The sequence below is a fragment of the Pseudomonas anguilliseptica genome, assembly GCF_021375795.1.
GTDB lineage: Bacteria > Pseudomonadota > Gammaproteobacteria > Pseudomonadales > Pseudomonadaceae > Aquipseudomonas > Aquipseudomonas anguilliseptica_A.
This window is the reverse complement of record NZ_JAEIOI010000004.1, coordinates 124436-144067: the sequence shown is the minus strand read 5'-3', so window position 1 is coordinate 144067 and position 19632 is coordinate 124436. Positions and strand designations below refer to the sequence as shown.

Genomic DNA, 19632 nt, shown 5'->3' with positions numbered 1-19632 from the left:
GTTGGCTGCGTCAGTTGGCCCAGCCTTGGTAGATATAGGTCATCGGCCGAGGGCCTTTGAGGTAGCGGTTGTGCAGCTCGCCAATGTGAAAGCCGCCGGCTTCGATCAGGGCGCGAATGTCGCGGTTGAGGTGGCAGCCGCCGGCCAGTGGCTTCCACAGTGGGGTCAGGCGGTTCTGCCAGCGCAGCACGGGTAGCTCCGGTGCCAGGCCATGTTCGCAGAACAGCAAACGCCCGCCGGGCTTGAGTACGCGACGCATCTCTTTCAGTGCTGCAACGGCGTCAGGAATGGTGCACAGGGTAAAGGTGCAGACAATGCTGTCGAAACTGGCGTCCTCAGCCTGGATCTGGCCCAGTTCCAGGGCAATCATCTGCACGGGAATGCTGATGGCGGCCGCGCGCTGTTTGGCCAGTTTCTGCATATCGGCACTGGGGTCTACGCCGACAATGGTGCTGACTTTACTGGCATCGTAAAACGCCAGGTTGAGGCCGCTGCCAATGCCGATTTCCAGCACCCGGCCATGGGCCTGGGGCACCAGCTGTGAGCGGGCTTTCATCACCGCGCCCATGCCGCAGGCGAAGTCGATCAGATGTGGCAGCAGGTAGCGGTCATACAGGCCCACAGGGTGCCCTCGGCAGGGTTATTCGGCGTCGTCCGGCAGATCACTGTTGTCACCGCTGATCGCGGCAAAACACTTGATCAGATGCGTGTCGGTAGGGCCGCTGATGCGCCAGGCATCGGCTTCGCCATCAAAGCGCGCAGCCAACACCTGAGCCAGGCTGAAATGCCATTTGCGCAGGGCACGACCGTCCATGCATTCGATGCTCAGCAGGGGGGCGTCGCCAGTGGGGGCGCTGCCGGCCTGGTGCTGGGCCAGTTGCTCACCATCGAGGTGAAATTGCCAGGCATGCAGGTCGTCGATTTCCAGCATGTCGGCGCCGCTCAGGGCGCTGATCAGGTCGTGCGGGGTGCTGCTCATGGGCTATGGCCTCAGTGGTTAGCGGCCAAGACGGCGCAATTGATCGGATTCGATGACCCGGGTGCCGGCGTCTTCTTCCAGGGCCAGGCGCCACAGGGCGCGGGCCAGCACGGTGGCTTCGATGCCACGGTATTTACCTGGCAGCCAGCGCATGAACGGGGCGGCCAGGCGTTCGCCCAGGCGGAACTCCTGGCGTGAGCCCAGCAGCAGCGATGGTCGCACGATGGTTAGCTGCGGCCAACCCTGCGCGCGCAGGGCCTGCTCCATTTCGCCTTTGACCTTGTTGTAGAACACCGTGGAGTTGGCATCTGCACCGAGGGCGCTGATCACCAGCAGGTGGCGTGCGCCGAGGGCACGGGCGCGTTCGGCAAAAGCCAGCACCAGATCATGATCAATGGCACGAAAGGCTTCCTGCGAGCCGGCTTGTTTGATTGTGCTGCCCAGGCAGCAGAAGGCCGTGTCGACCTTGCCGCTCAGTTGCGGCAGCAGGGCCAGCAGTTCGCCTTGCGGGTTTTCCAGGTGCGCGTGGGTGGCCAGCGGGCGGCGGCTGGGTGCCAGTACGCGAGCGACCGTTGGCTCGTTCAGCAGGCGGTCCAGCAGGTGTTCGCCGGTCAGTCCGGTGGCGCCTGCGAGAAGGATGTGCTGGGGCGTCAAATACATGGTTTGAGGTTCTCCGCTGATATCTATCAGCTTAACAGGCGGTTGAGTGCGCGCAGGGTTGTTAGGGGTTGACCACGGGTTGCGCCTCAAGTGCATTGTTCAGCGCACGCTCGGCCTGCTGTTCGCGCAGCTTGCGCCACTGGGCGAGCACCGCCTTGGCAGGCCAGATCTGCGGTTCGGAAGGCTCGAAACCGTCGGTCTCTTCGCGTGCGGCAACGCTGGCCTTGGCCAGGTCGAAGGCTCGCTGGAGGTCGTCGGTTTGTTGCAGGGCCTCGGCAAACAGCGCGCGGCCGAAGTAGGTGAAATCGTTTTCCTCGGAACAACCAAAGGACACCCGATCCGCCCGTGCAGCGGTGATCACCAGGGTTTTCTCGTCCTTCAGCTTGGGGATAAAACCGCCGGAGTAGCAAGCCGAGATCACCAGCACCTTGTGGCGATCCTTGAGTGGGGCGAGCAGTGCGGCGAGTTCGTCGGCGGGCAGGTCGTCGAGTTGCAGGCGCGGCTGGTCGAGGTTCAGTTCGTGCTGGGCGGAACCGTGGCTGGTCAGGTAGATAAAGATCAGGTCTTCCTTGCCGCTGCGTTCGGCCAGGGCCTGAATGCTGCGGCCCAGGCTGGCGCTGGTGGCCAGCGGGCGGTCCGCCAGGTGGTCGCGGTGGTTGACCAGGGTGATGCGGCCGTGGGCGGCAAAGCGTTCCTGCAACAGGTCGCCGACGTAGTCGGCCTCGCGCATAAATACGCTCTGCTTGCCATCACCGGCCAGGGTCAGGGCGTAGAGTTCGATGGCCGGGGTCGAGGCGGGTAGTTTGGCAATCGCCGCATCGAGCAGGCGGCCTTGTTCCAGCAGCCCGCTAGCCAGGCTGTCGGGGATGGCCTTGCCCTGGGCATCGCGAATCAGCCGGCCGCGTTGCCAGGTGCCACTTTGTTGGCTGCCATCGGTCAGGGTCAGGCTGCCGTTGCCGTGGTATTGGCCATAGGCAAAGTGGCCTTGATAGACGCTGCCGTCGGTGAGGCTCAGACGGCCTTCGCCGTGGTAGCGCCAGTCACTGAACTGGCCGAGGTAATGGCTGCCGTCGCTGCCCTTGAACTCGCCTTTGCCGGTCAGGTTGCCGTCCTCGAAGCGCCCGCTCCAGACTTCGCCGTCGGCACTTTGGTAGCGGCCCTTGCCGTGGAATTGGTTGTCGCGGAATTGGCCGCTGTAGAGGTCGCCGTCGGCATTCTTGAAACTGCCCTGGCCATTCAGTTGGCTGTCCTTGAAGGTACCGACGTACTCGTTGCCTTCGCCGTCGATCATCACGCCCTGGCCGTGCGGCTCGCCCTTGCGGAACTGCCCCTGAAAGCTGCTGCCGTCGCGCCATTGCAGTTTGCCCAGACCGTGATATTGGCCTTTTTTGAATTCGCCTCGGTATTCCATATCCTGGCTCTGCAGGTGGCCTTCGCCGTTGGGCGTGCCATTGGCAAAACCGCCTTCGTAGCGGCTGCCATCGCTGTAGCTCAGGCTGCCTTGACCATGGAAGTCGCCGTTCTGGAATTCGCCGGTATAGGTTTCACCGTGTTTGCTGTGCCATTCACCGGAGCCATTGAACTGCCCGTCTTTGAACTGCCCGGCGTAGTAGCTGCCGTCGCTGTAATCCAGGCGGCCAGGGCCTTGCAGCAGGCCGTCTACCACCTCGCCGCGGTAGCGCCCGCCGTCAGGCAATACGGCATTGGCTGGCAGCAAGGGTTCGCCATCGCCACAGGCGACCAGCAACAGGGCGAGGCTCAGTGGAGCCAGACGGATCAGAGGATGCATGCAGAAAATCCACACCGGAAGGACGTTGCCGAGTATGCCTTAAACTGCCTGGCATGCCGTGATAGAGCGCGCTGAACGCGCCATAAAAAAGGCGCACAAGCCTGCACCTGTGCGCCTCGGACTGCGGGCTGCGATCAGACGAAGCAGAGCGTCAGCGGTTCAGCGATGTAGGCCGGTTTTTCCGAGCCTTCGATTTCCAGTACGACCTTGGCCTTGAGCAGCCACTGGCCAGGGTTTTTTTCGGTGGCATCGGTCAGGGTGACGACCAGGCGCACCTTGGAGTTGACTTTCACCGGCTGGATAAAACGCACGCTGTCCAGGCCATAGTTGACGGCCATCTTCAAGCCCTTGGGCATGATCATGATGCCTTCCATCAGCTTGGGCACCAGCGACAGCGAGAGGAAACCGTGGGCGATGGTGCTGCCAAACGGGGTAAGTTTGGCTTTTTCCGGGTCGACGTGGATGAACTGGTGGTCGCCGGTGCACTCAGCGAACTGGTTGATGCGTTCCTGGTCGATGGTCAGCCAGTCGGAACGGCCGAGTTCCTTACCGACGTAGCTGGACAATTCGGCGGCGGGTACTGATGTCATGGTTTCTCCTTGAAGACGCAAGTGTTGTTTTTTTTCGGGCGTAAATCCTTCTGCCCTAAGATCATCATGGGTTTGCCGCAGGGTCAAGTGCTTGATGGCCGGCTGTTGCTGTCGCCGCAATCCTGGCGCAACCGCTGTAAACCGGCCGTTGCCGGGCGCTTCTGCTTATAATGCGCAGCATTGCGACTGGGATCATACGATTCGGAGATTACCCATCATGCTGCTACGCGGCCTTTCCTGGCTGGTGCTGTGCCAGTTGCTCGGCACTGCGCTGAACGTCCTGCTGATCCCGATTCTGCCGGGCCCGATCATCGGCATGTTGCTGTTGTTCGGCTTTCTGCTGTTGCGTGGTGAGGTGGGCGAGCCGTTGCAGCAAGCCTCTGGCAGCCTGCTGAAATACCTGCCGTTGCTGCTGGTACCGCCTGCGGTAGGAGTGATGGCCTATGCCGAGGATATCTTTGCCGATTTCTGGGCGATTGCCGGTGCGCTGCTGTTGTCGCTGCTGATTTCGATCGTGTTTGCCGGCTGGCTGATGCAGAAGCTGATCGACCGCCAGCAACGCCGGGAGGGTGCATGAATCTGGAATGGCACGCCGCCTGGCAAGCGCTGATTCATCACCCGTTGTTTGGCGTGGGCATCACCCTTGGGGCCTATCAACTGGCGATTGCCGCCTACGAGAAAACCCGCTGGGTATTTTTGCAGCCGGTGCTGGTGTCGATGCTCGCGGTAATCGGCATTCTCCTGGCCTGCGGCCTGACCTTTGCGGAATACCGCGACAGCGCGGCGGCGCTGACGCTGTTCCTCGGGCCGACTACGGTGGCGCTGGCGGTGCCGTTGTTCCTCAATCTGCGACGCATCCGCCAGCTGTTCTGGCCGACCCTGATTACCCTGCTGGTGGCTGGTGTGGTCGCTACGGTGCTAGGTATTAGCCTGGCCTGGGCCTTTGGTGCCGAGCAGATCATGCTGATGAGCATGGCGCCGAAATCGGTGACTTCGCCGATTGCCATGCTGGTGGCTAATCAGATTGGCGGGATTTCTGCCCTGGCGGCGGTATTTGTGATGATCACCGGGATCATCGGCGCGATTGTCGGACCATCGTTGCTCAAGCGTTTTGGCGTACAGCACCCCGCTGCGCTGGGTATGGCTCTGGGCATGACGGCGCATGCGGTGGGCACCGCGCGGGCGTTGCAGGAAGGTGAGGAGTGCGGTGCGTTTTCTGCCCTGGCGATGAGCCTGATGGGGGTATTCACCGCCGTGCTGTTGCCATTGGCCATCCTGCTCTGGCTGTGAGGAGTTGACCGTGACCTTGCCCTTGTTTCCGCTCAATACCGTGTTGTTCCCCGGTTGCATGCTGGATTTGCAGATTTTCGAGGCACGCTACCTGGACATGATCAGCCGCTGCATGAAGCAGGGCGAAGGTTTTGGCGTGGTTTGCATCCTTGAAGGCACGGAAGTCGGTGCGGCCGCCGGGCTGTTTGCGGCGATTGGCTGCGAGGCGCTGATTCGTGATTTCCAGCAGCTGCCCAACGGCTTGCTGGGTATTCGGGTTGAGGGTGGCCGGCGTTTTCGCGTGCAGCGTGCGCAGGTCTTGCCTGATCAGCTGACCCTGGCCGAGGTTGAATGGTTTGAGGAGGCTTCTGAGCAGCCTTTGCGTGACGAACATGCCGATCTTGCCGCGCTGCTGGGCGCGTTGAGTGCTCACCCGATGGTTGCTGCCCTGGGCATGCCAAGCGAGCCGGCAGGCCAGGAGGCGTTGGCCAATCAGCTGGCCTACCTGCTGCCGCTGGACAGTGAGCAGAAGCTGCAACTACTCGACACGCCAAGTGCCGAGCTGCGTCTTGAGTTGCTGCAGCAGTTGCTGGAACTGCTACAAGGCGGCCATCAATAGCGGTACAGCAGCAGGCCTGCGGACAACTGCCAGGTGGCGATGCCGCCCAGTAGCGCCAGAATCGCCGGCAGCAACAACCACCAGACTCTTGCCGACAGGGCTGGCAGCGGCGTGCGCCATTGCACCAGTGCCAGGCTCAGGGCGCAGAAACAGCCCGCCAGCATGGCCCCGGCAATGATGTCGCTGGGCCAGTGCACGCCCAGGTACACCCGCGAGATGGCAATGGCCGCAGCCGGCAGACTGGCCAGTAACAGCCAGGTCAGGCGCATACGTGGCGGCTGACCACGGCCGGCAAGCAGGCCGAGCAGCAGGAAAAAGGCAAAGGCTGCCGAACTGTGGCCGCTGGGGAAGCTGAAACTGCCCAGCGGCTCCAGCAGCACATCCGGACGGCTGCGGGCGAACAGGGCTTTCAGGGTGCCATTGGCCAGCGCCGTGCCGAGTGTGGCACCGATGGCCAGACACAGCGTGCGCCATTGCCGGGTGATCAGCAGAATCAGGCACAGCAAAGTGGCGGCGGCCACCTGGGTGTGCATGTCGCCGAGGCGGGTGATCAGCACCATCAGGGTGTCGAGACTGGCGCTGCGTTGCTCCTGTATCAGGGTCAGCAGCCCCTGGTCCAGTTGGCTGAGCTGTGGCCAGCTAATCATCAAACCGACCAGCAGTGCCAGACAGGCCCCAGCCGCCAGCAGGCTGGCGTGCCGTTGCCCGCGCATGCTGCCTTGAATGCTCAGGCCAACCACGATGGCTACGCCAGCTGCCACGGCGCCGGCCTGTGGCCAGAAGCCATCCGGCAATGGCAGGCGCAAGGCGGCACCGGTGGCCCAGCCCGGCAGCATATAAGCGATGGCCCAGCCAGCGGCTGCCAGCAGGCTGACGACGATAAAGCGTGGGAGCGGCATGTTCAGCATGCCGGCGACCATCGGCAGCATCGGCCGCAATGGACCGATATAACGACCGACCAACAGGCTGGCGACGCCATAGCGCTGGAAATAAACCTCTGCCGAACTTAACCACTGTGGATGGCTGCGCAACAGCGGCAGGCGGCGAATATCCTGGTGGAAGTAGCGGCCGATGCCATAGGACAAGGCGTCACCGAGTACACCACCGAGGTAGGCCAGCAGCAGGGTTTCCCACAATGTCAGCGCACCGTTACCGGCCAGTGCAGCCACGGCAAACAGCAGAATGGTGCCCGGCACGATGATGCCGGCAATCGCCAGGCATTCGACACAGGCGATCAGAAAAATCGCCAGGCCCAGCCATTCGGGGTTGGCGCTCAGCCACAGGGTCAAGCTGTCGAACCACTGACTCATCGGTGGTCATCCTCAGGGTGAAGTAAGTGAAAGTCGCTGCCGGTCTGCTGACCTCGGCGTAATGGGTTGCGTGTGCAGTGGCGGGCAAAGGCGGCGTCGACAAAACGGTACGGCAGCTGCTCGTCACGCCCATGGGGGATGCCCAGGCGCGCGCATTGCACGATCTGCTGCGGGCGCTCGCCGAGGTCTTCGACAAACAGGCGTTGCTCATCGAAGGGCTGCGCGTCCCAGGCCGGCACTTTCAGGCCCAGTGCCTTGCACAGCTGGGTTTGGCCGTTGCACAGCTTGTCCAGGGCGCGGGCACGGCCTTGTGCGTCCGGGTTGTTACGTTGCATCTGCGCCAGAGCGGCAGCGCCGCTGCGAGCGTCCTGCCAGGGGTAGGCAGACTTGATCAGCACCGCATTGCCCGGCCCCTGGGCGCTGAAATTCAGCGAGTCACCGCCGCGGGCGTAGTACATGTAAATGTGCCCGCCATCCATAAACAGCGCCCGGCGTTTGTGGGTATAACCAAGCGAGGCGTGGCTGCCTTTCTCGCTCAGGTAATAGGCTTCGGTTTCGATAATGCGTGCACTTAGCCAGTGCTCGCCCTGGCGATGGCGAATCACCTTGCCGAGCAGGTCGCGAGCCAGTTGGCGGGCATCGCGGTCGAAGAATCCGGCCGGCAGGGCACGCCCTTCGGGCCAGGGCAAACTAAGGTTGGGATCGGCTGACATGCTGTGTTGTGCTTACTCGGCAGGGCATAGGCTGAGGCTGTTGCCGTCCTGGACGCTTAGCCAAGTGTCACAGAGGGCGCCGTGATCATAACAATAAGAGTCTGAATCATGCCTGAACGTGCCCGTGCCAGCAGCGCCCATATCAGCCCCAGTGCCCACTACACCGGTTATGTCTGGTATCGCCATCAACTGGCGGATGCGGCTTTCGCCACCGGCTTCGGACGTTTTGTGCATGGCCTGCTCAGCCCTATTACCTGGGGCGCGCGGGTTGGTTTCGGCCTGGATATCGAGCAGTTCCTGTTGCAGCGCCACCTGCAGATTGATGCGCAGCTCACGGCGGCCATTGAGCAGGGTGGTGTGTGCCAGGTGGTGGAAATTGCTTGTGGTCTGTCGCCGCGCGGTCGTCGTTTCACCTCGCGTTACCCGCATGTGCGCTACGTTGAGGCTGATCTGCCGGTGATGGCCGCACGCAAACGCCTGTTGCTCAATGCCGAAGGTTGGCTGGGCAGCCAGCATCAGGTACGCGCGGTGGATATTCTTGCCGAGGAGGGCGGCAAAAGCCTGGCCGCGCTGTTCGCCGAGCTGGATCACAGCAAGCCCGTGGTGGTGATTACCGAGGGGCTGGTGAACTACTTTGAGCTAGAACTGATCGAGTCGTTCTGGACACGCCTGGCTGAGCAACTGTGCCAGTTTCCCCAGGCCACCTACCTGACCGAGTTGTATCCAGATCTGCGTGAGCATCCACGTTACCGCCAGTTGCGTTGGGGCGTCGGCCTGATTGGCCGGCTGACCCGTGGCAACTACCCGCTGCATTACCGCAACGACCAGGCGATTGTGCAGGGTTTTCAGCGCTGCGGTTTTAACCAGGTCGAGGTCTTCGACCCGAGCCGCACAGCTCAGGCGCTGGGCATGGCGCCCTCTCACAATGCAGGGTTGGTGCGGGTTATTGAGGCGCGGGTTTAAGCGCAGGCGGCTGCCGGTAGCGGCTGCAGCTGAAACTGCGTCGCCAGTTCCTGGCTGGCAAGCTGATCACTGTGCGGGAAGACGAAGGCCAAGCCGTTTGAGTCCTGGCGCAGGGGCAGCAGGGGCTGGGCGGGTAGGTCCTTGCACAGCAGTTGCCAGCCGCGTGTACCGCGAAGGGTGGGTAGATCGGCTTGTAGTAGTCCGCCGAAGAAGCCCAATTCGTTGATGTCCACCACCCATTCACCACCATCGACATGCTGCAGGCGTGCCTGACGCTGGCTGGGCGGCAGGCGTGGTTCATGGCGTTTTTCCAGTTGCAGCAGTTGCGGGTTGCTCAGCAGGCTGCTGCCCGGGCTGCGGCTTGGTAGGGCTTCACCGCGTAGGAACGGGCTGTACAGACTGGAGCAGGCGTCGCGTTGTTCGAACTGGGCCAGGTGGTCGGCATTGTGGATCAGCGCGCAGCTGGCTTGGGCGCAGGCAGCGGCAAAGTGAGCATGCTCCCAGGGTTGGGTGAAGTGGTCGTATTCGCCGGCCAGCACCAGCGTTGGGCAGCTTGGGTGTTGTTGGAAGCCCTGAAAGTCCAGCAGACGCTGACTGTTCTGCCGGTAGCGCTCGATGTCGGCGGCTGACAGGCGCTGAATCTGCCGCAGCAAGGCCTTGCGAAATACCGGCGCGACTCCAGTCTGTTCCAGGCGCAGTGGGTTGAGCAGACCGGTTAGCGCGCCGTGAGCAAAGGCTTCGCTGCGCCCTTCAGCCAGCAGCGCCAGGCCTTCTTGCAGTAACAGGCGGGCACCGGGGCGGCCAAAGGCGGTGATCCCGGCCAGCAGCACGCGGGCACAGCGGCTCGGGTGGCGGGCAGCAAACAGCGCGGCCAGGGCCGAGCCGTAGGACAGGCCGATGGGCATCAGCGGCGGCAGGTCGAGTTCCTCGGCAAAGTCGGCGATCAGGTCGGCCAGTTGTTCCAGGCTCAGGTCGGGCACCAGTTGCAGGTTGCTGCCCTGGCTGGGCAGGTCGAGCAGGATTACTGGGTGTTCGCTGAGCAGTTCGCGGACTTCAGCGGCAAACGAGCGAAAACTCTGGAAGGCGCCGCCCAGCATCAGTACCGGCGGGCGTGGGTCATGGCTGCGCTGGGCGTAAGCCTGGTAATGCAGGCGTAGCTCGCCGAGGTGCAGCACCTGGGGGGCGTCGTTGAGTTGTGCAGCGCAGTAGTCGGTACGGTAATGCATGCTGATCCCACCCCGGCGGTCGGCCGCCTGTTTTTCTTTCAAGTGCACGGTAAACATTTAGGCGGTTTTTGTTTACCTAACCTTCGGGCGGCAGCGCGGGGCTGGTGTCACTGTTTCTCAGAGTGGCCTGCGGGCTGGGGCCTGGCGGCGTTACCGTGGGTTGGGGCGAACGCGCTGTTTACCGTCCGCCGCACAGCGCTGGGCGTGAGGCGGCGCGCCCGTTATACTCAGCGACTTTTTTCAACCGCCAGACCTGCCAAGACCATGACTGAGTCCGTGCTCGACTATATGACCCGCCTGGGCCGCGCCGCGCGCGAAGCCTCGCGGGTGCTCGCCCGCGCCAGCACCGCGCAGAAGAATCGCGCTTTGCAGGCCGCTGCCAATGCTCTCGACGCCGCTCGCGCCGAGTTGACCGCCGCCAACCAGCTGGACCTGGCCGCCGCCCGCGCCAACGGCCTGGAGCCAGCCATGGTCGACCGTCTGGCGCTGACCCCGGTAGTGATCGATTCGATGATCGAAGGCCTGCGTCAAGTTGCTACGCTGCCTGATCCGATTGGCGAGATCCGTGACATGCGTTACCTGCCGTCGGGTATTCAGGTTGGCAAGATGCGCGTGCCGCTGGGCGTGATCGGCATCATCTACGAGTCGCGCCCGAACGTGACCATCGACGCCGCCAGCCTGTGTCTGAAGTCCGGCAACGCGACCATTTTGCGTGGCGGCTCCGAAGCGATCCATTCCAACCAGGCGATTGCTCGCTGCATCCAGCAGGGGTTGGCCGAGGCCGATTTGCCGGCCAGTGCCGTGCAAGTGGTGGAAACTACTGATCGCGCCGCCGTTGGTGCGCTGATCACCATGCCCGAGTTCGTCGATGTGATTGTGCCGCGCGGCGGCAAGGGCCTGATCGAACGCATCAGTCGCGATGCCAAGGTGCCGGTGATCAAGCACCTGGATGGCGTTTGCCACGTCTATATCGACGTCGCCGCTGATCTGGACAAGGCGATTCGCGTTGCCGACAACGCCAAGACCCAGCGTTATTCGCCGTGCAACGCCATGGAAACCCTGCTGGTGCACGCTGCCGTGGCGGGCAAGGTGCTGCCGCCGCTGGCTGCGATCTACCGTGACAAAGGTGTTGAGCTGCGTGGTGATGCTGCGACCCGTAAGCTGCTCGGCAGCGACGTACTGGAAGCCAGCGAAGACGACTGGTACGCCGAGTACAACGCGCCGATTCTGGCAATTCGCATTGTCGAGTCGCTGGATGCCGCCATTGAGCACATCAATCAGTACGGCTCCAAGCACACCGACGCGCTCATCACCGAGAACTTCACGGATGCGCGGCGCTTCCTCACCGAGGTGGATTCCGCTTCGGTGATGGTCAATGCCTCGACCCGTTTTGCTGACGGTTTCGAGTACGGCCTGGGCGCGGAAATCGGCATTTCCACCGATAAGCTGCACGCCCGTGGCCCGGTTGGTCTGGAAGGCCTGACCAGCGAGAAGTATGTGGTGTTCGGCGACGGACACATCCGCACCTGATGGACCGACACACCGGCGCCCGGCGCATCGGGATACTGGGTGGCACCTTTAACCCGGTGCATATCGGCCATCTGCGCAGTGCCGTGGAAGTCGCCGAGGCGCTGCAACTCGATGAGCTGCGCCTGATTCCCAGTGCGCGGCCGCCGCATCGCAGTGCGCCAGAGGTCAGTGCCGAGGATCGCCTGGCCATGGTGCGGCTGGCGGTGGCGGACGCTGATGTGCTGCAGGTGGATGATCGCGAACTGCAACGCGACAAGCCGTCCTACAGCATCGACACGCTGGAGTCGTTGCGCAGCGAGTTGGCAGCGCATGATCAGCTGTTTCTGCTGTTGGGCTGGGATGCCTTCTGCGGTTTGCCCAGTTGGCAGCGCTGGGATGAGCTGTTGCAGCACTGCCATATTCTGGTGTTGCAGCGGCCGGATGCCGACAGCGAAGCGCCCGAGGCGCTGCGCGATCTGCTGGCGGCACGCAGTGTGAGTGACCCTTCGGCGCTGGACGGGCCGAGTGGGCAGATTGCTTTTATCTGGCAGACACCCCTGGCGGTGTCGGCTACCCAGGTCCGCGCGCTGCTGGCGAGCGGAAAGTCGGCACGTTTTCTGGTGCCCGACGCGGTACTGGCCTATATCCATGCCCACGGACTGTACCGTGGCGCGAATTGAACATGAGGCAAACGAGTTATTTATGACAAATGCAAAAATGCAGAGCGAAGCGCTGGTCAAGCTGGCCGTCGCCGCCCTGGAAGAGATCAAGGCCCAGGACATCACCACCATCGATGTGCGTGGCAAGACCAGCATCACTGACTTCATGCTGATCGCCAGCGGCACCTCCAGCCGTCACGTCAAGTCGCTGGTCGACAACGTGCTGGAGAAAGCCAAGGAGCAGGGCGTGCGTCCGCTGGGCAGCGAAGGCCTGGACAGTGGTGAGTGGGCACTGCTCGACCTCGGCGACATCGTGGTGCACGTGATGCTGCCGACGGCTCGCCAGTTCTACGACCTTGAGCGCCTGTGGCAGGGTGCCGAGCAGACACGTGCGCAGTTCAGTGCTGAGCCGGGTTCTGAGCAGGAATAAGGACGCCAAGCTGTGCGCATCAAGTTGATCGCCGTGGGGTCGCGCATGCCGCGCTGGGTTGAAGACGGTTGGCAGGAATATGCCAAACGGATGCCCAGCGAACTGTCGCTGGAACTGGTGGAGATTCCGCTGACCACCCGCGGCAAAAATGCCGATGTGGCGCGCATGATCCGCCAGGAGGGCGAGGCCATGCTGAGCAAGGTGCAACCTGGGGAACGCATCGTCACCCTGGAAGTCGAAGGGCGACCCTGGAGCACCGAACAACTGGCGGTTGAACTGGATAAATGGCGCCTGGATGCCCGCACGGTCAACCTTATGGTCGGCGGCCCGGAAGGGCTGGCGCCTGAGGTGCAGGCACGCAGTGAACAGCGCTGGTCGCTGTCGCCGTTGACCCTGCCGCATCCGCTGGTGCGCATTCTGATCGGCGAACAGATGTACCGAGCCTGGACCGTGTTGTCCGGTCATCCGTATCACAAATAATCAGCCAGTAGCCAGCCGCCACCGATGCCGCAGCCCATACGCCTCAAAGACCACGAAAAAGACAGTCGCCTGATCCGCAAGCGCGCGGTGGTGGGGGCTGTGGTGGTGTTGCTGCTGACCTCGGTGTTGCTTGTGCGCCTTTACTACCTGCAGGTGGTGCAGTACGAGTACCACACCACCCTGGCGGAAAATAACCGCATCCATGTACAGCCGATTCCGCCGAACCGTGGGCTGATCTTCGACCGCAACGGGGTGATCATCGCGGATAACCGGCCAAGTTTCAGCCTGACTCTGACCCGCGAGCGCGCCGGCGATTGGCCGCAGGTGCTCGATGTGATTGTCGAAGTGCTGAAGCTGGGGCCGGATGAACGCGCGCTATTCGAGCGCCGGGTGCGTCAGGGGCGGCGGCCATTCGAGCCGGTGCCGGTGTTGTTTGAGCTGAGTGAGGAGCAGATTGCCCTTATCGCCATCAACCAGTTCCGCCTGCCGGGGGTTGAAGTGGCGGCGCAGCTGGTGCGGCACTATCCGCTGGGCGAACACTTTGCCCACTCGGTGGGCTATGTCGGACGGATCAACGAGAAAGAGCTGAAAGAGCTTGATCCGGTGGCTTACAGCGGCACGCACCATATCGGCAAGACCGGTATCGAGCGCTTCTATGAAGACGAGCTGCATGGTGACGTGGGTTACGAAGAGGTCGAAACCAACGCCCGGGGGCGCGTATTGCGGGTGCTCAAGCGCACCGATCCGACGCCCGGTAAGGACATCGTCCTGAGCCTCGATGTGCGCCTGCAGGAGGCTGCTGAAGCCGCTCTGGCTGGCCGTCGCGGGGCCATTGTGGCGATCCAGCCACAAACCGGTGAAGTGCTGGCGATGGTCAGCCAGCCGAGTTTCGACCCCAACCCCTTTGTCACGGGTATTGGCTTTAAAGCCTATGCCGATTTGCGCGATTCGATTGATCGGCCGCTGTATAACCGGGTGCTGCGTGGCCTCTACCCGCCGGGCTCGACGATCAAACCGATGGTCGCAGTGGCCGGGCTGGATGCTGGCGTGGTGACCCCGCAAACGCGGGTGCATGATCCGGGCTTCTATCAGCTGCAGGGGCATAGCCATAAATACCGCAACTGGAACCGCACCGGTGACGGTTGGGTGGATATGGACCTGGCCATTGCCCGCTCCAACGACACCTACTTCTATTCGCTGGCGCACAAGATGGGCATCGACCGCATGCATGACTACATGACCCGTTTCGGCTTGGGTCAGCGTGTGGCGCTGGACATGTTCGAAGAAACCGCCGGCTTGATGCCGTCGCGGGAGTGGAAGCGGGCGCGCTATCGCCAGGCCTGGTATCCGGGTGAAACCCTGATTCTCGGGATCGGTCAGGGCTATATGCAGACCACACCGCTGCAGCTGGCCCAGGCCACGGCGCTGATGGCCACGCGCGGCAAGTGGATTCGCCCGCATCTGGCCAAGACCATTCAGGGCCGTGTGCCGGTGGACCCCAATCCGCTGCCGGATATCGTGCTGCGTGATCCCAAGTTCTGGGATAACGGCCGCCACGGCATGGAGCAGGTCATGCACGGCGCGCGCGGTACGGCGCGCAAGGTGGGCGACACGTCGGTCTACCGGATTGCCGGCAAGAGCGGTACCGCCCAGGTGGTGGCGATCAAGCAGGGCGAGAAGTACGACCGCAGCAAGGTTCAGGAGCGTCACCGCGACCATGCACTGTTCGTCGCCTTCGCGCCGGCGGACAACCCGCAGATCGCCGTGTCGGTGATGGTCGAGAATGGTGAGTCCGGCTCTGGTGTGGCTGCGCCAGTGGTCAAGCAGGTGATGGACGCCTGGTTGCTGGATGAGAACGGTCAGTTGAAAGCCGAATTTGCTCCGCCTGTGGCGGCCGAGGTCGCTGCACCATGAACAGTAGTTTCGACCGTAACCTGTCCACCGAAGACCTGCTGCGCCGTCGGGCGACGCTGCTGCAGCGCCTGCATATCGACGGCATTCTGTTGCTGCTCTTGCTGGTGCTGGCCTGCGGTAGCCTGATGATTCTCTATTCCGCCAGTGGCAAGAACGTCGATCTGTTGATGAAGCAGGCCAGTTCCTTTGGCCTCGGTATGGTCGGCATGTTCATCATCGCCCAGTTCGAACCGCGCTTTATGGAGCGCTGGGTGCCGCTGGCCTACGTGGGCGGTGTGGCCCTGCTGGTGGTGGTGGATGTCATGGGCCACAACGCCATGGGCGCTACGCGCTGGATCAATATTCCCGGGGTGATCCGCTTCCAGCCGTCTGAGTTCATGAAGATCATCATGCCGGCCAGCATCGCCTGGTATCTGTCCAATCGCAGCCTGCCGCCACGTCTGAAACACATCTGCATCAGCCTGGCGATGATCATCGTGCCTTTCGTGTTGATTCTGATGCAGCCTGACCTGGGCACCTCGCTGCTGATCCTCGCTTCGGGTGGCTTCGTGCTGTTTATCGCCGGGCTGCAATGGCGTTGGGTGATCAGCGCAGTGGCAGCAGTGGTGCCGATCGCCGTCGGCATGTGGTTCTTTGTCATGCACCAGTACCAGAAGCAGCGGGTGCTGACCTTCCTCAACCCGGAAAGCGATCCGCTGGGCAGCGGCTGGAACATCATCCAGTCCAAGGCCGCCATCGGCTCCGGCGGCGTGCTCGGCAAGGGCTGGTTGCAGGGCACCCAGTCGCACCTGGATTTTCTCCCGGAAAGTCACACCGACTTCATCATCGCGGTGCTGGCTGAGGAATTCGGCCTGGTCGGGGTGTGTTTGTTACTGCTGGTGTACTTGCTGTTGATCGCGCGCGGCCTGGTGATTACCGTGCAAGCGCAGACGCTGTTCGGTAAGCTGCTCGCCGGCGCGCTGACCATGACTTTCTTCGTGTATGTCTTCGTCAATATCGGGATGGTCAGCGGCCTGTTGCCAGTGGTGGGGGTGCCGTTGCCCTTCATCAGCTATGGCGGCACCTCGCTGATCACCCTGTTGGCAGGATTTGGAATTTTGATGTCGATCCACACCCATCGTAAGTGGATGACGCAGGCTTGATTGGGATTATGAATTCAATGCAAAACGCGCGTGGCTGGATGGTACGAACTGCACCTTGGCTAGCTCTGGCTGGGGTGTTCGGGGTAGCCCAGACGGCTGTTGCCGGCGATTATCAGCAGTCACCTCAGGTGGCCGAATTTGTTGCCGAAATGACCCGTGACTACGGCTTTGCCGGCGAGCAACTGGTCGAGCTGTTTGCTCAGGTCGAGCGTAAGCAGGCGATTCTCGATGCCATTTCGCGCCCTGCTGAAAAGGCCAAGCCGTGGAAGGACTACCGGCCGATCTTTATCACCGACAAGCGCATCAGTAAGGGTGTCGAGTTCTGGAAACAGCATGAGGCGACCCTGGCCCGTGCCGAAGCCGAATACGGAGTGCCGGCGCAGGTGATCGTCGCGATCATCGGCGTGGAAACCTTCTACGGTGGCAATACCGGTAGCTGGCGGGTGATGGACGCGCTGTCGACCCTGGCCTTTGACTACCCGCCGCGTGCGCCATTCTTCCGTAAGGAACTGCGCGAGTTTCTCCTGCTGACCCGTGAAGAACAGGTCGAGCCGCTGAGCATGACCGGCTCCTACGCTGGTGCCATGGGCCTGCCGCAATTTATGCCGAGCAGCTTCCGCGCCTATGCGGTGGATTTTGATGGCGACGGCCATATCAATATCTGGAACAACCCGGCCGATGCCATCGGCAGTGTAGCCAGCTACTTCAAACGCCATGGTTGGCAGCCCGGCCAGCCTGTTGCCAGCGTTGCTCGAGTCAAAGGCGCACAGGCCGAACAAGGCCTGACTGTGGGCCTGGACCCGGTGAAAAATGTCGGCGAGTTGCGTGCGCTGGGCTGGTCGAGTGCCGACGCACTGAGCGACGACCTGCCGGTGACGGCCTTCCGTCTGGAAGGTGCTGAGGGCGACGAGTACTGGCTAGGCTTGCCTAACTTCTTTGTGATCACCCGCTACAATCGCAGTGTTATGTATGCCATGGCGGTCAATCAGCTGGCCGAGTTGCTGGTTGATGCACGGGGTAAGAACTGATGTCGCGTTTGCCTTTCAAATTGGCGTTGTATGGCAGCCTCGCGCTGGCTCTGGCCAGTTGCTCGTCCACCCGTGCGCCGCAGCCTGTGGCGCCGATACACTCGGGCGGGGCGATTTCCGGCCCGGGGGACTTCAACCGTCCGCACAAGGATGGCGCGCCCTGGTGGGATGTCGATGTCTCGCGGATTCCTGATGCCGTGCCCATGCCGCATTACGGCCCGGTCAAGGCCAGCCCTTACACCGTATTCGGCAAACAGTATTACCCGATTCCCGATGCCCGCCGTTATCAGGCAGTCGGTCCGGCGTCCTGGTATGGCACCAAATTCCATGGCCAAGCCACTGCCAATGGTGAAACCTACGACCTGTACGGCATGACCGCCGCGCACAAGACCCTGCCGCTGCCGAGCTACGTGCGGGTGACCAATCTGGAGAACGGCAAGTCGGCGATCCTGCGGGTCAATGACCGTGGCCCGTTCTATTCCGACCGTATCATCGACCTGTCCTTTGCAGCAGCGAAGAAGCTCGGTTACGCCGAAAGCGGCACCGCGCGGGTCAAGGTCGAAGGCATCGATCCGCACGAATGGTGGGCTCAACAGGGCCGTCCGGTGCCGATGGTGCTGGCTGCACCGCAGCAAGTGGCAAAGGCTCAACCGATTGCACAGCCTGTCGCACAGCCGGTTGAACAGTATTCGCCACCGCCGCAGCAGCATGCCGCCGCGGTGCTCCCCGTGCAGATTGACGCAAAAAAAAACGCTTCAGTCGGAGCCTCTGGCCTGTATCTCCAAGTGGCCGCCTTCGCCAATCCGGACGCTGCGGAGCTACTCCGGGCGAAGCTGAGCGAGACGGTGGCTGCGCCGGTGTTCGTCAGCTCAGTGGTGCGCAACCAGCAGATCTTGCACCGCGTGCGCCTGGGGCCGGTGAGCAGTCAAAGCGAGGCTGAGCAGCTGCAAAGCAGCGTGCGCCTGGCCAACCTTGGCGAGCCAGCCCTGGTCAAGGCGGATTGACACGGCACTTATTGTTTTCCCGCGGGACTAAACAACCACCCTGCTCGGTTACGACTGATCAGGTGCGGTACTGACTATGCCCTGCGGGGCTGTTCCACCATCAGCAATCTAGAGAGACGGATGAATATCACCAGCTTTGCGCAACGCGTTTTCCTGTCACTGTTCCTGCTCAGCGCACCGACTGTCTGGGCTAATCAGCAAGTGATTCCTTCTGCCCCACAGCTCGCAGCAAAATCCTATGTGCTGCTCGATGCCGCCAGCGGCAAGGTGCTGGTGGAGAACAATGGCGACCAGCGTTTGCCGCCGGCTAGCCTGACCAAGCTGATGACGGCCTACATCGCTACCCTGGAAATTCGCAAGGGCAAGATCGGCGAGCAGGACCTGGTGCCGATCAGCGAGCACGCCTGGCGTACCGGTGGTGCTGCATCCGGCGGTTCGACCATGTTCCTGCCCTTGAACAGTCAGGTGAAAGTCGATGACCTGCTGCACGGTGTGATCATCCAGTCGGGCAACGACGCCAGTATCGCCCTGGCCGAATACATTGCCGGCAGCGAAGATGCCTTCGCCGACATGATGAACGAGACCGCTGCACGTCTGGGCATGACCAATAGCCACTTCATGAATGCCACCGGCCTGCCGCACCCGGAGCACTACTCCAGTGCCCACGATATGGCCATTCTGGCCCGTGCAATCATCAATGAAGACCAGGAACACTACGCCATCTACGCGCAGAAAGAGTTCCTCTGGAACAACATCAAGCAGGGCAACCGTAACCTGTTGCTGTGGCGTGACAAGACCGTGGATGGTCTGAAAACCGGCCACACCCAGGAAGCCGGCTATTGCCTGGTCGCCTCGGCTGTGCGCGATGGCGCGCGCATGATCACTTCGGTGTTTGGCACTGTCAGCGAGTCTGCCCGCGCCGCCGAAACTCAGAAGCTGCTGACCTATGGTTTCCGCTTCTTCGAAACCCGGACCTTCTACAAGAAAGGCCAAGAGCTGGCTCAGGCACAGGTGTGGAAGGGCACTGTACGTCAGGTCAAGGCCGGTCTGGCCACTGACCTGAGCCTGACTCTGCCGAAAGGCCAGCTGGATAAACTGCAGGCCGGCATGACCCTCAACCCGCAGCTCACCGCGCCCATTGCCCAAGGCGATGTGATCGGCAAGGTCGAGGTAAAACTGGGTGAAGAAGTGGTGCACAGCGCCGATCTGATTGCTCTTGAGGCCGTTGAGGAAGGCAGCTTCTTCCGTCGCCTGTGGGATAGCATCAGCCTGTTCTTCTTTGGATTGTTCAACTGATAGCGTGACCAGCGCGCCCTTGCCGACCTGCAGGGGCGCTGTTGTTGCCACG

21 protein-coding genes are annotated in these 19632 nt (G+C 62.1%); 13 read left to right on the top strand and 8 right to left on the bottom strand.

Going from position 1 to position 19632, the window contains the following annotated elements:
* Positions 1–10 precede the first annotated feature (10 nt).
* From IOD17_RS15380 to IOD17_RS15360, 5 genes are all read right to left on the bottom strand, one after another.
* Positions 11–622, bottom strand: a complete 612-nt coding sequence (locus IOD17_RS15380; protein ID WP_233685932.1) for a class I SAM-dependent methyltransferase — start codon at positions 620–622, stop codon at positions 11–13.
* A gap of 18 nt (positions 623–640) precedes the next feature.
* Complete coding sequence (locus IOD17_RS15375) at positions 641–979, bottom strand: DUF5629 family protein (RefSeq protein WP_233685931.1); 339 nt, start codon at positions 977–979, stop codon at positions 641–643.
* Between the two features lie 18 nt (positions 980–997).
* A complete protein-coding gene (locus IOD17_RS15370) occupies positions 998–1639 on the bottom strand; it encodes an oxidoreductase (protein WP_233685930.1) in 642 nt (213 codons plus the stop codon).
* A gap of 61 nt (positions 1640–1700) precedes the next feature.
* Positions 1701–3428, bottom strand: a complete 1728-nt coding sequence (locus tag IOD17_RS15365) for a C13 family peptidase (RefSeq protein WP_233685929.1) — start codon at positions 3426–3428, stop codon at positions 1701–1703.
* 134 nt (positions 3429–3562) lie between these two features.
* Positions 3563–4018 carry a MaoC family dehydratase gene (locus tag IOD17_RS15360; RefSeq protein ID WP_233685928.1) on the bottom strand — a complete coding sequence of 152 codons (456 nt, stop codon included), beginning with the start codon at positions 4016–4018 and terminating at the stop codon, positions 3563–3565.
* 217 nt (positions 4019–4235) lie between these two features.
* On the opposite strand from IOD17_RS15360, the gene IOD17_RS15355 reads away from it, so the two are divergent.
* Genes IOD17_RS15355 through IOD17_RS15345 form a run of 3 tightly spaced genes read left to right on the top strand, consistent with a single transcriptional unit; the run spans position 4236 to position 5906 of the window.
* Positions 4236–4595 carry a CidA/LrgA family protein gene (locus IOD17_RS15355; protein WP_233685927.1) on the top strand — a complete coding sequence of 120 codons (360 nt, stop codon included), beginning with the start codon at positions 4236–4238 and terminating at the stop codon, positions 4593–4595.
* A gap of 2 nt (positions 4596–4597) precedes the next feature.
* The gene (locus IOD17_RS15350) at positions 4598–5308 is read left to right on the top strand and encodes an LrgB family protein (protein ID WP_233686028.1); all 711 of its coding nucleotides are present in this window, start codon (positions 4598–4600) and stop codon (positions 5306–5308) included.
* 10 nt (positions 5309–5318) lie between these two features.
* Positions 5319–5906: an LON peptidase substrate-binding domain-containing protein gene (locus IOD17_RS15345; protein ID WP_233685926.1), complete on the top strand. Its 588-nt coding sequence runs from the start codon at positions 5319–5321 to the stop codon at positions 5904–5906.
* Here IOD17_RS15345 and IOD17_RS15340 read toward each other — a convergent pair.
* Together IOD17_RS15340 and IOD17_RS15335 are read right to left on the bottom strand one after the other, a co-directional pair.
* A complete protein-coding gene (locus IOD17_RS15340; RefSeq protein WP_233685925.1) occupies positions 5900–7216 on the bottom strand; it encodes a bifunctional DedA family/phosphatase PAP2 family protein in 1317 nt (438 codons plus the stop codon). The genes IOD17_RS15345 and IOD17_RS15340 overlap by 7 nt on opposite strands.
* Positions 7213–7929, bottom strand: coding sequence for a DNA-3-methyladenine glycosylase (locus tag IOD17_RS15335; protein WP_233685924.1), 717 nt, complete (start codon positions 7927–7929; stop codon positions 7213–7215). Before IOD17_RS15335 ends, IOD17_RS15340 begins: the two co-directional genes overlap by 4 nt.
* A 108-nt stretch (positions 7930–8037) precedes the next feature.
* Between IOD17_RS15335 and IOD17_RS15330 the strand changes: the two genes are divergently transcribed.
* Positions 8038–8892, top strand: a complete 855-nt coding sequence (locus IOD17_RS15330) for a class I SAM-dependent methyltransferase (protein ID WP_233685923.1) — start codon at positions 8038–8040, stop codon at positions 8890–8892.
* Here the strand turns inward: IOD17_RS15330 and IOD17_RS15325 are convergent.
* Positions 8889–10118, bottom strand: coding sequence for an alpha/beta fold hydrolase (locus IOD17_RS15325; RefSeq protein ID WP_233685922.1), 1230 nt, complete (start codon positions 10116–10118; stop codon positions 8889–8891). The genes IOD17_RS15330 and IOD17_RS15325 overlap by 4 nt on opposite strands.
* A 264-nt stretch (positions 10119–10382) precedes the next feature.
* Here IOD17_RS15325 and IOD17_RS15320 point away from each other — a divergent pair, with 264 nt between their 5' ends.
* From IOD17_RS15320 to IOD17_RS15280, 9 genes are all read left to right on the top strand, one after another.
* Positions 10383–11648 (top strand): glutamate-5-semialdehyde dehydrogenase, encoded by a 1266-nt coding sequence (locus tag IOD17_RS15320; protein WP_233685921.1) that lies wholly within the window; start codon positions 10383–10385, stop codon positions 11646–11648.
* On the top strand, positions 11648–12307 hold the full coding sequence (nadD, locus tag IOD17_RS15315; protein WP_233685920.1) for a nicotinate-nucleotide adenylyltransferase: 660 nt from the start codon (positions 11648–11650) through the stop codon (positions 12305–12307). Before IOD17_RS15320 ends, nadD begins: the two co-directional genes overlap by 1 nt.
* A gap of 37 nt (positions 12308–12344) precedes the next feature.
* Positions 12345–12716 carry a ribosome silencing factor gene (gene rsfS / locus IOD17_RS15310; RefSeq protein WP_233686027.1) on the top strand — a complete coding sequence of 124 codons (372 nt, stop codon included), beginning with the start codon at positions 12345–12347 and terminating at the stop codon, positions 12714–12716.
* 12 nt (positions 12717–12728) lie between these two features.
* Positions 12729–13196, top strand: coding sequence for a 23S rRNA (pseudouridine(1915)-N(3))-methyltransferase RlmH (rlmH, locus tag IOD17_RS15305; RefSeq protein ID WP_108489361.1), 468 nt, complete (start codon positions 12729–12731; stop codon positions 13194–13196).
* 24 nt (positions 13197–13220) lie between these two features.
* Entirely contained in the window at positions 13221–15110 is a 1890-nt protein-coding gene (mrdA, locus tag IOD17_RS15300; protein ID WP_233685919.1) for a penicillin-binding protein 2, read from the top strand.
* Positions 15111–15148: 38 nt separating this feature from the next.
* Complete coding sequence (gene rodA, locus IOD17_RS15295; RefSeq protein WP_233686026.1) at positions 15149–16252, top strand: rod shape-determining protein RodA; 1104 nt, start codon at positions 15149–15151, stop codon at positions 16250–16252.
* 17 nt (positions 16253–16269) lie between these two features.
* Positions 16270–17280 carry a lytic murein transglycosylase B gene (gene mltB, locus IOD17_RS15290; protein ID WP_233686025.1) on the top strand — a complete coding sequence of 337 codons (1011 nt, stop codon included), beginning with the start codon at positions 16270–16272 and terminating at the stop codon, positions 17278–17280.
* Positions 17280–18284, top strand: coding sequence for a septal ring lytic transglycosylase RlpA family protein (locus tag IOD17_RS15285; protein WP_233685918.1), 1005 nt, complete (start codon positions 17280–17282; stop codon positions 18282–18284). The genes mltB and IOD17_RS15285 overlap by 1 nt, the downstream gene beginning before the upstream one ends.
* Positions 18285–18404: 120 nt before the next feature.
* Complete coding sequence (locus tag IOD17_RS15280; protein ID WP_233685917.1) at positions 18405–19580, top strand: D-alanyl-D-alanine carboxypeptidase family protein; 1176 nt, start codon at positions 18405–18407, stop codon at positions 19578–19580.
* Positions 19581–19632 lie beyond the last annotated feature (52 nt).

Coding starts and splice junctions, on each gene's coding strand:
- IOD17_RS15340 (WP_233685925.1), bottom strand. CDS start 7,216: ATGAGTCAGTGGTTCGACAGCTTGACCCTGTGGCTGAGCGCCAACCCC.
- IOD17_RS15330 (WP_233685923.1), top strand. CDS start 8,038: ATGCCTGAACGTGCCCGTGCCAGCAGCGCCCATATCAGCCCCAGTGCC.
- IOD17_RS15360 (WP_233685928.1), bottom strand. CDS start 4,018: ATGACATCAGTACCCGCCGCCGAATTGTCCAGCTACGTCGGTAAGGAA.
- rsfS (WP_233686027.1), top strand. CDS start 12,345: ATGCAGAGCGAAGCGCTGGTCAAGCTGGCCGTCGCCGCCCTGGAAGAG.
- IOD17_RS15320 (WP_233685921.1), top strand. CDS start 10,383: ATGACTGAGTCCGTGCTCGACTATATGACCCGCCTGGGCCGCGCCGCG.
- IOD17_RS15355 (WP_233685927.1), top strand. CDS start 4,236: ATGCTGCTACGCGGCCTTTCCTGGCTGGTGCTGTGCCAGTTGCTCGGC.
- IOD17_RS15280 (WP_233685917.1), top strand. CDS start 18,405: ATGAATATCACCAGCTTTGCGCAACGCGTTTTCCTGTCACTGTTCCTG.
- IOD17_RS15325 (WP_233685922.1), bottom strand. CDS start 10,118: ATGCATTACCGTACCGACTACTGCGCTGCACAACTCAACGACGCCCCC.
- IOD17_RS15335 (WP_233685924.1), bottom strand. CDS start 7,929: ATGTCAGCCGATCCCAACCTTAGTTTGCCCTGGCCCGAAGGGCGTGCC.
- IOD17_RS15375 (WP_233685931.1), bottom strand. CDS start 979: ATGAGCAGCACCCCGCACGACCTGATCAGCGCCCTGAGCGGCGCCGAC.
- mrdA (WP_233685919.1), top strand. CDS start 13,221: ATGCCGCAGCCCATACGCCTCAAAGACCACGAAAAAGACAGTCGCCTG.
- IOD17_RS15285 (WP_233685918.1), top strand. CDS start 17,280: ATGTCGCGTTTGCCTTTCAAATTGGCGTTGTATGGCAGCCTCGCGCTG.
- mltB (WP_233686025.1), top strand. CDS start 16,270: ATGCAAAACGCGCGTGGCTGGATGGTACGAACTGCACCTTGGCTAGCT.
- IOD17_RS15370 (WP_233685930.1), bottom strand. CDS start 1,639: ATGTATTTGACGCCCCAGCACATCCTTCTCGCAGGCGCCACCGGACTG.
- nadD (WP_233685920.1), top strand. CDS start 11,648: ATGGACCGACACACCGGCGCCCGGCGCATCGGGATACTGGGTGGCACC.
- IOD17_RS15365 (WP_233685929.1), bottom strand. CDS start 3,428: ATGCATCCTCTGATCCGTCTGGCTCCACTGAGCCTCGCCCTGTTGCTG.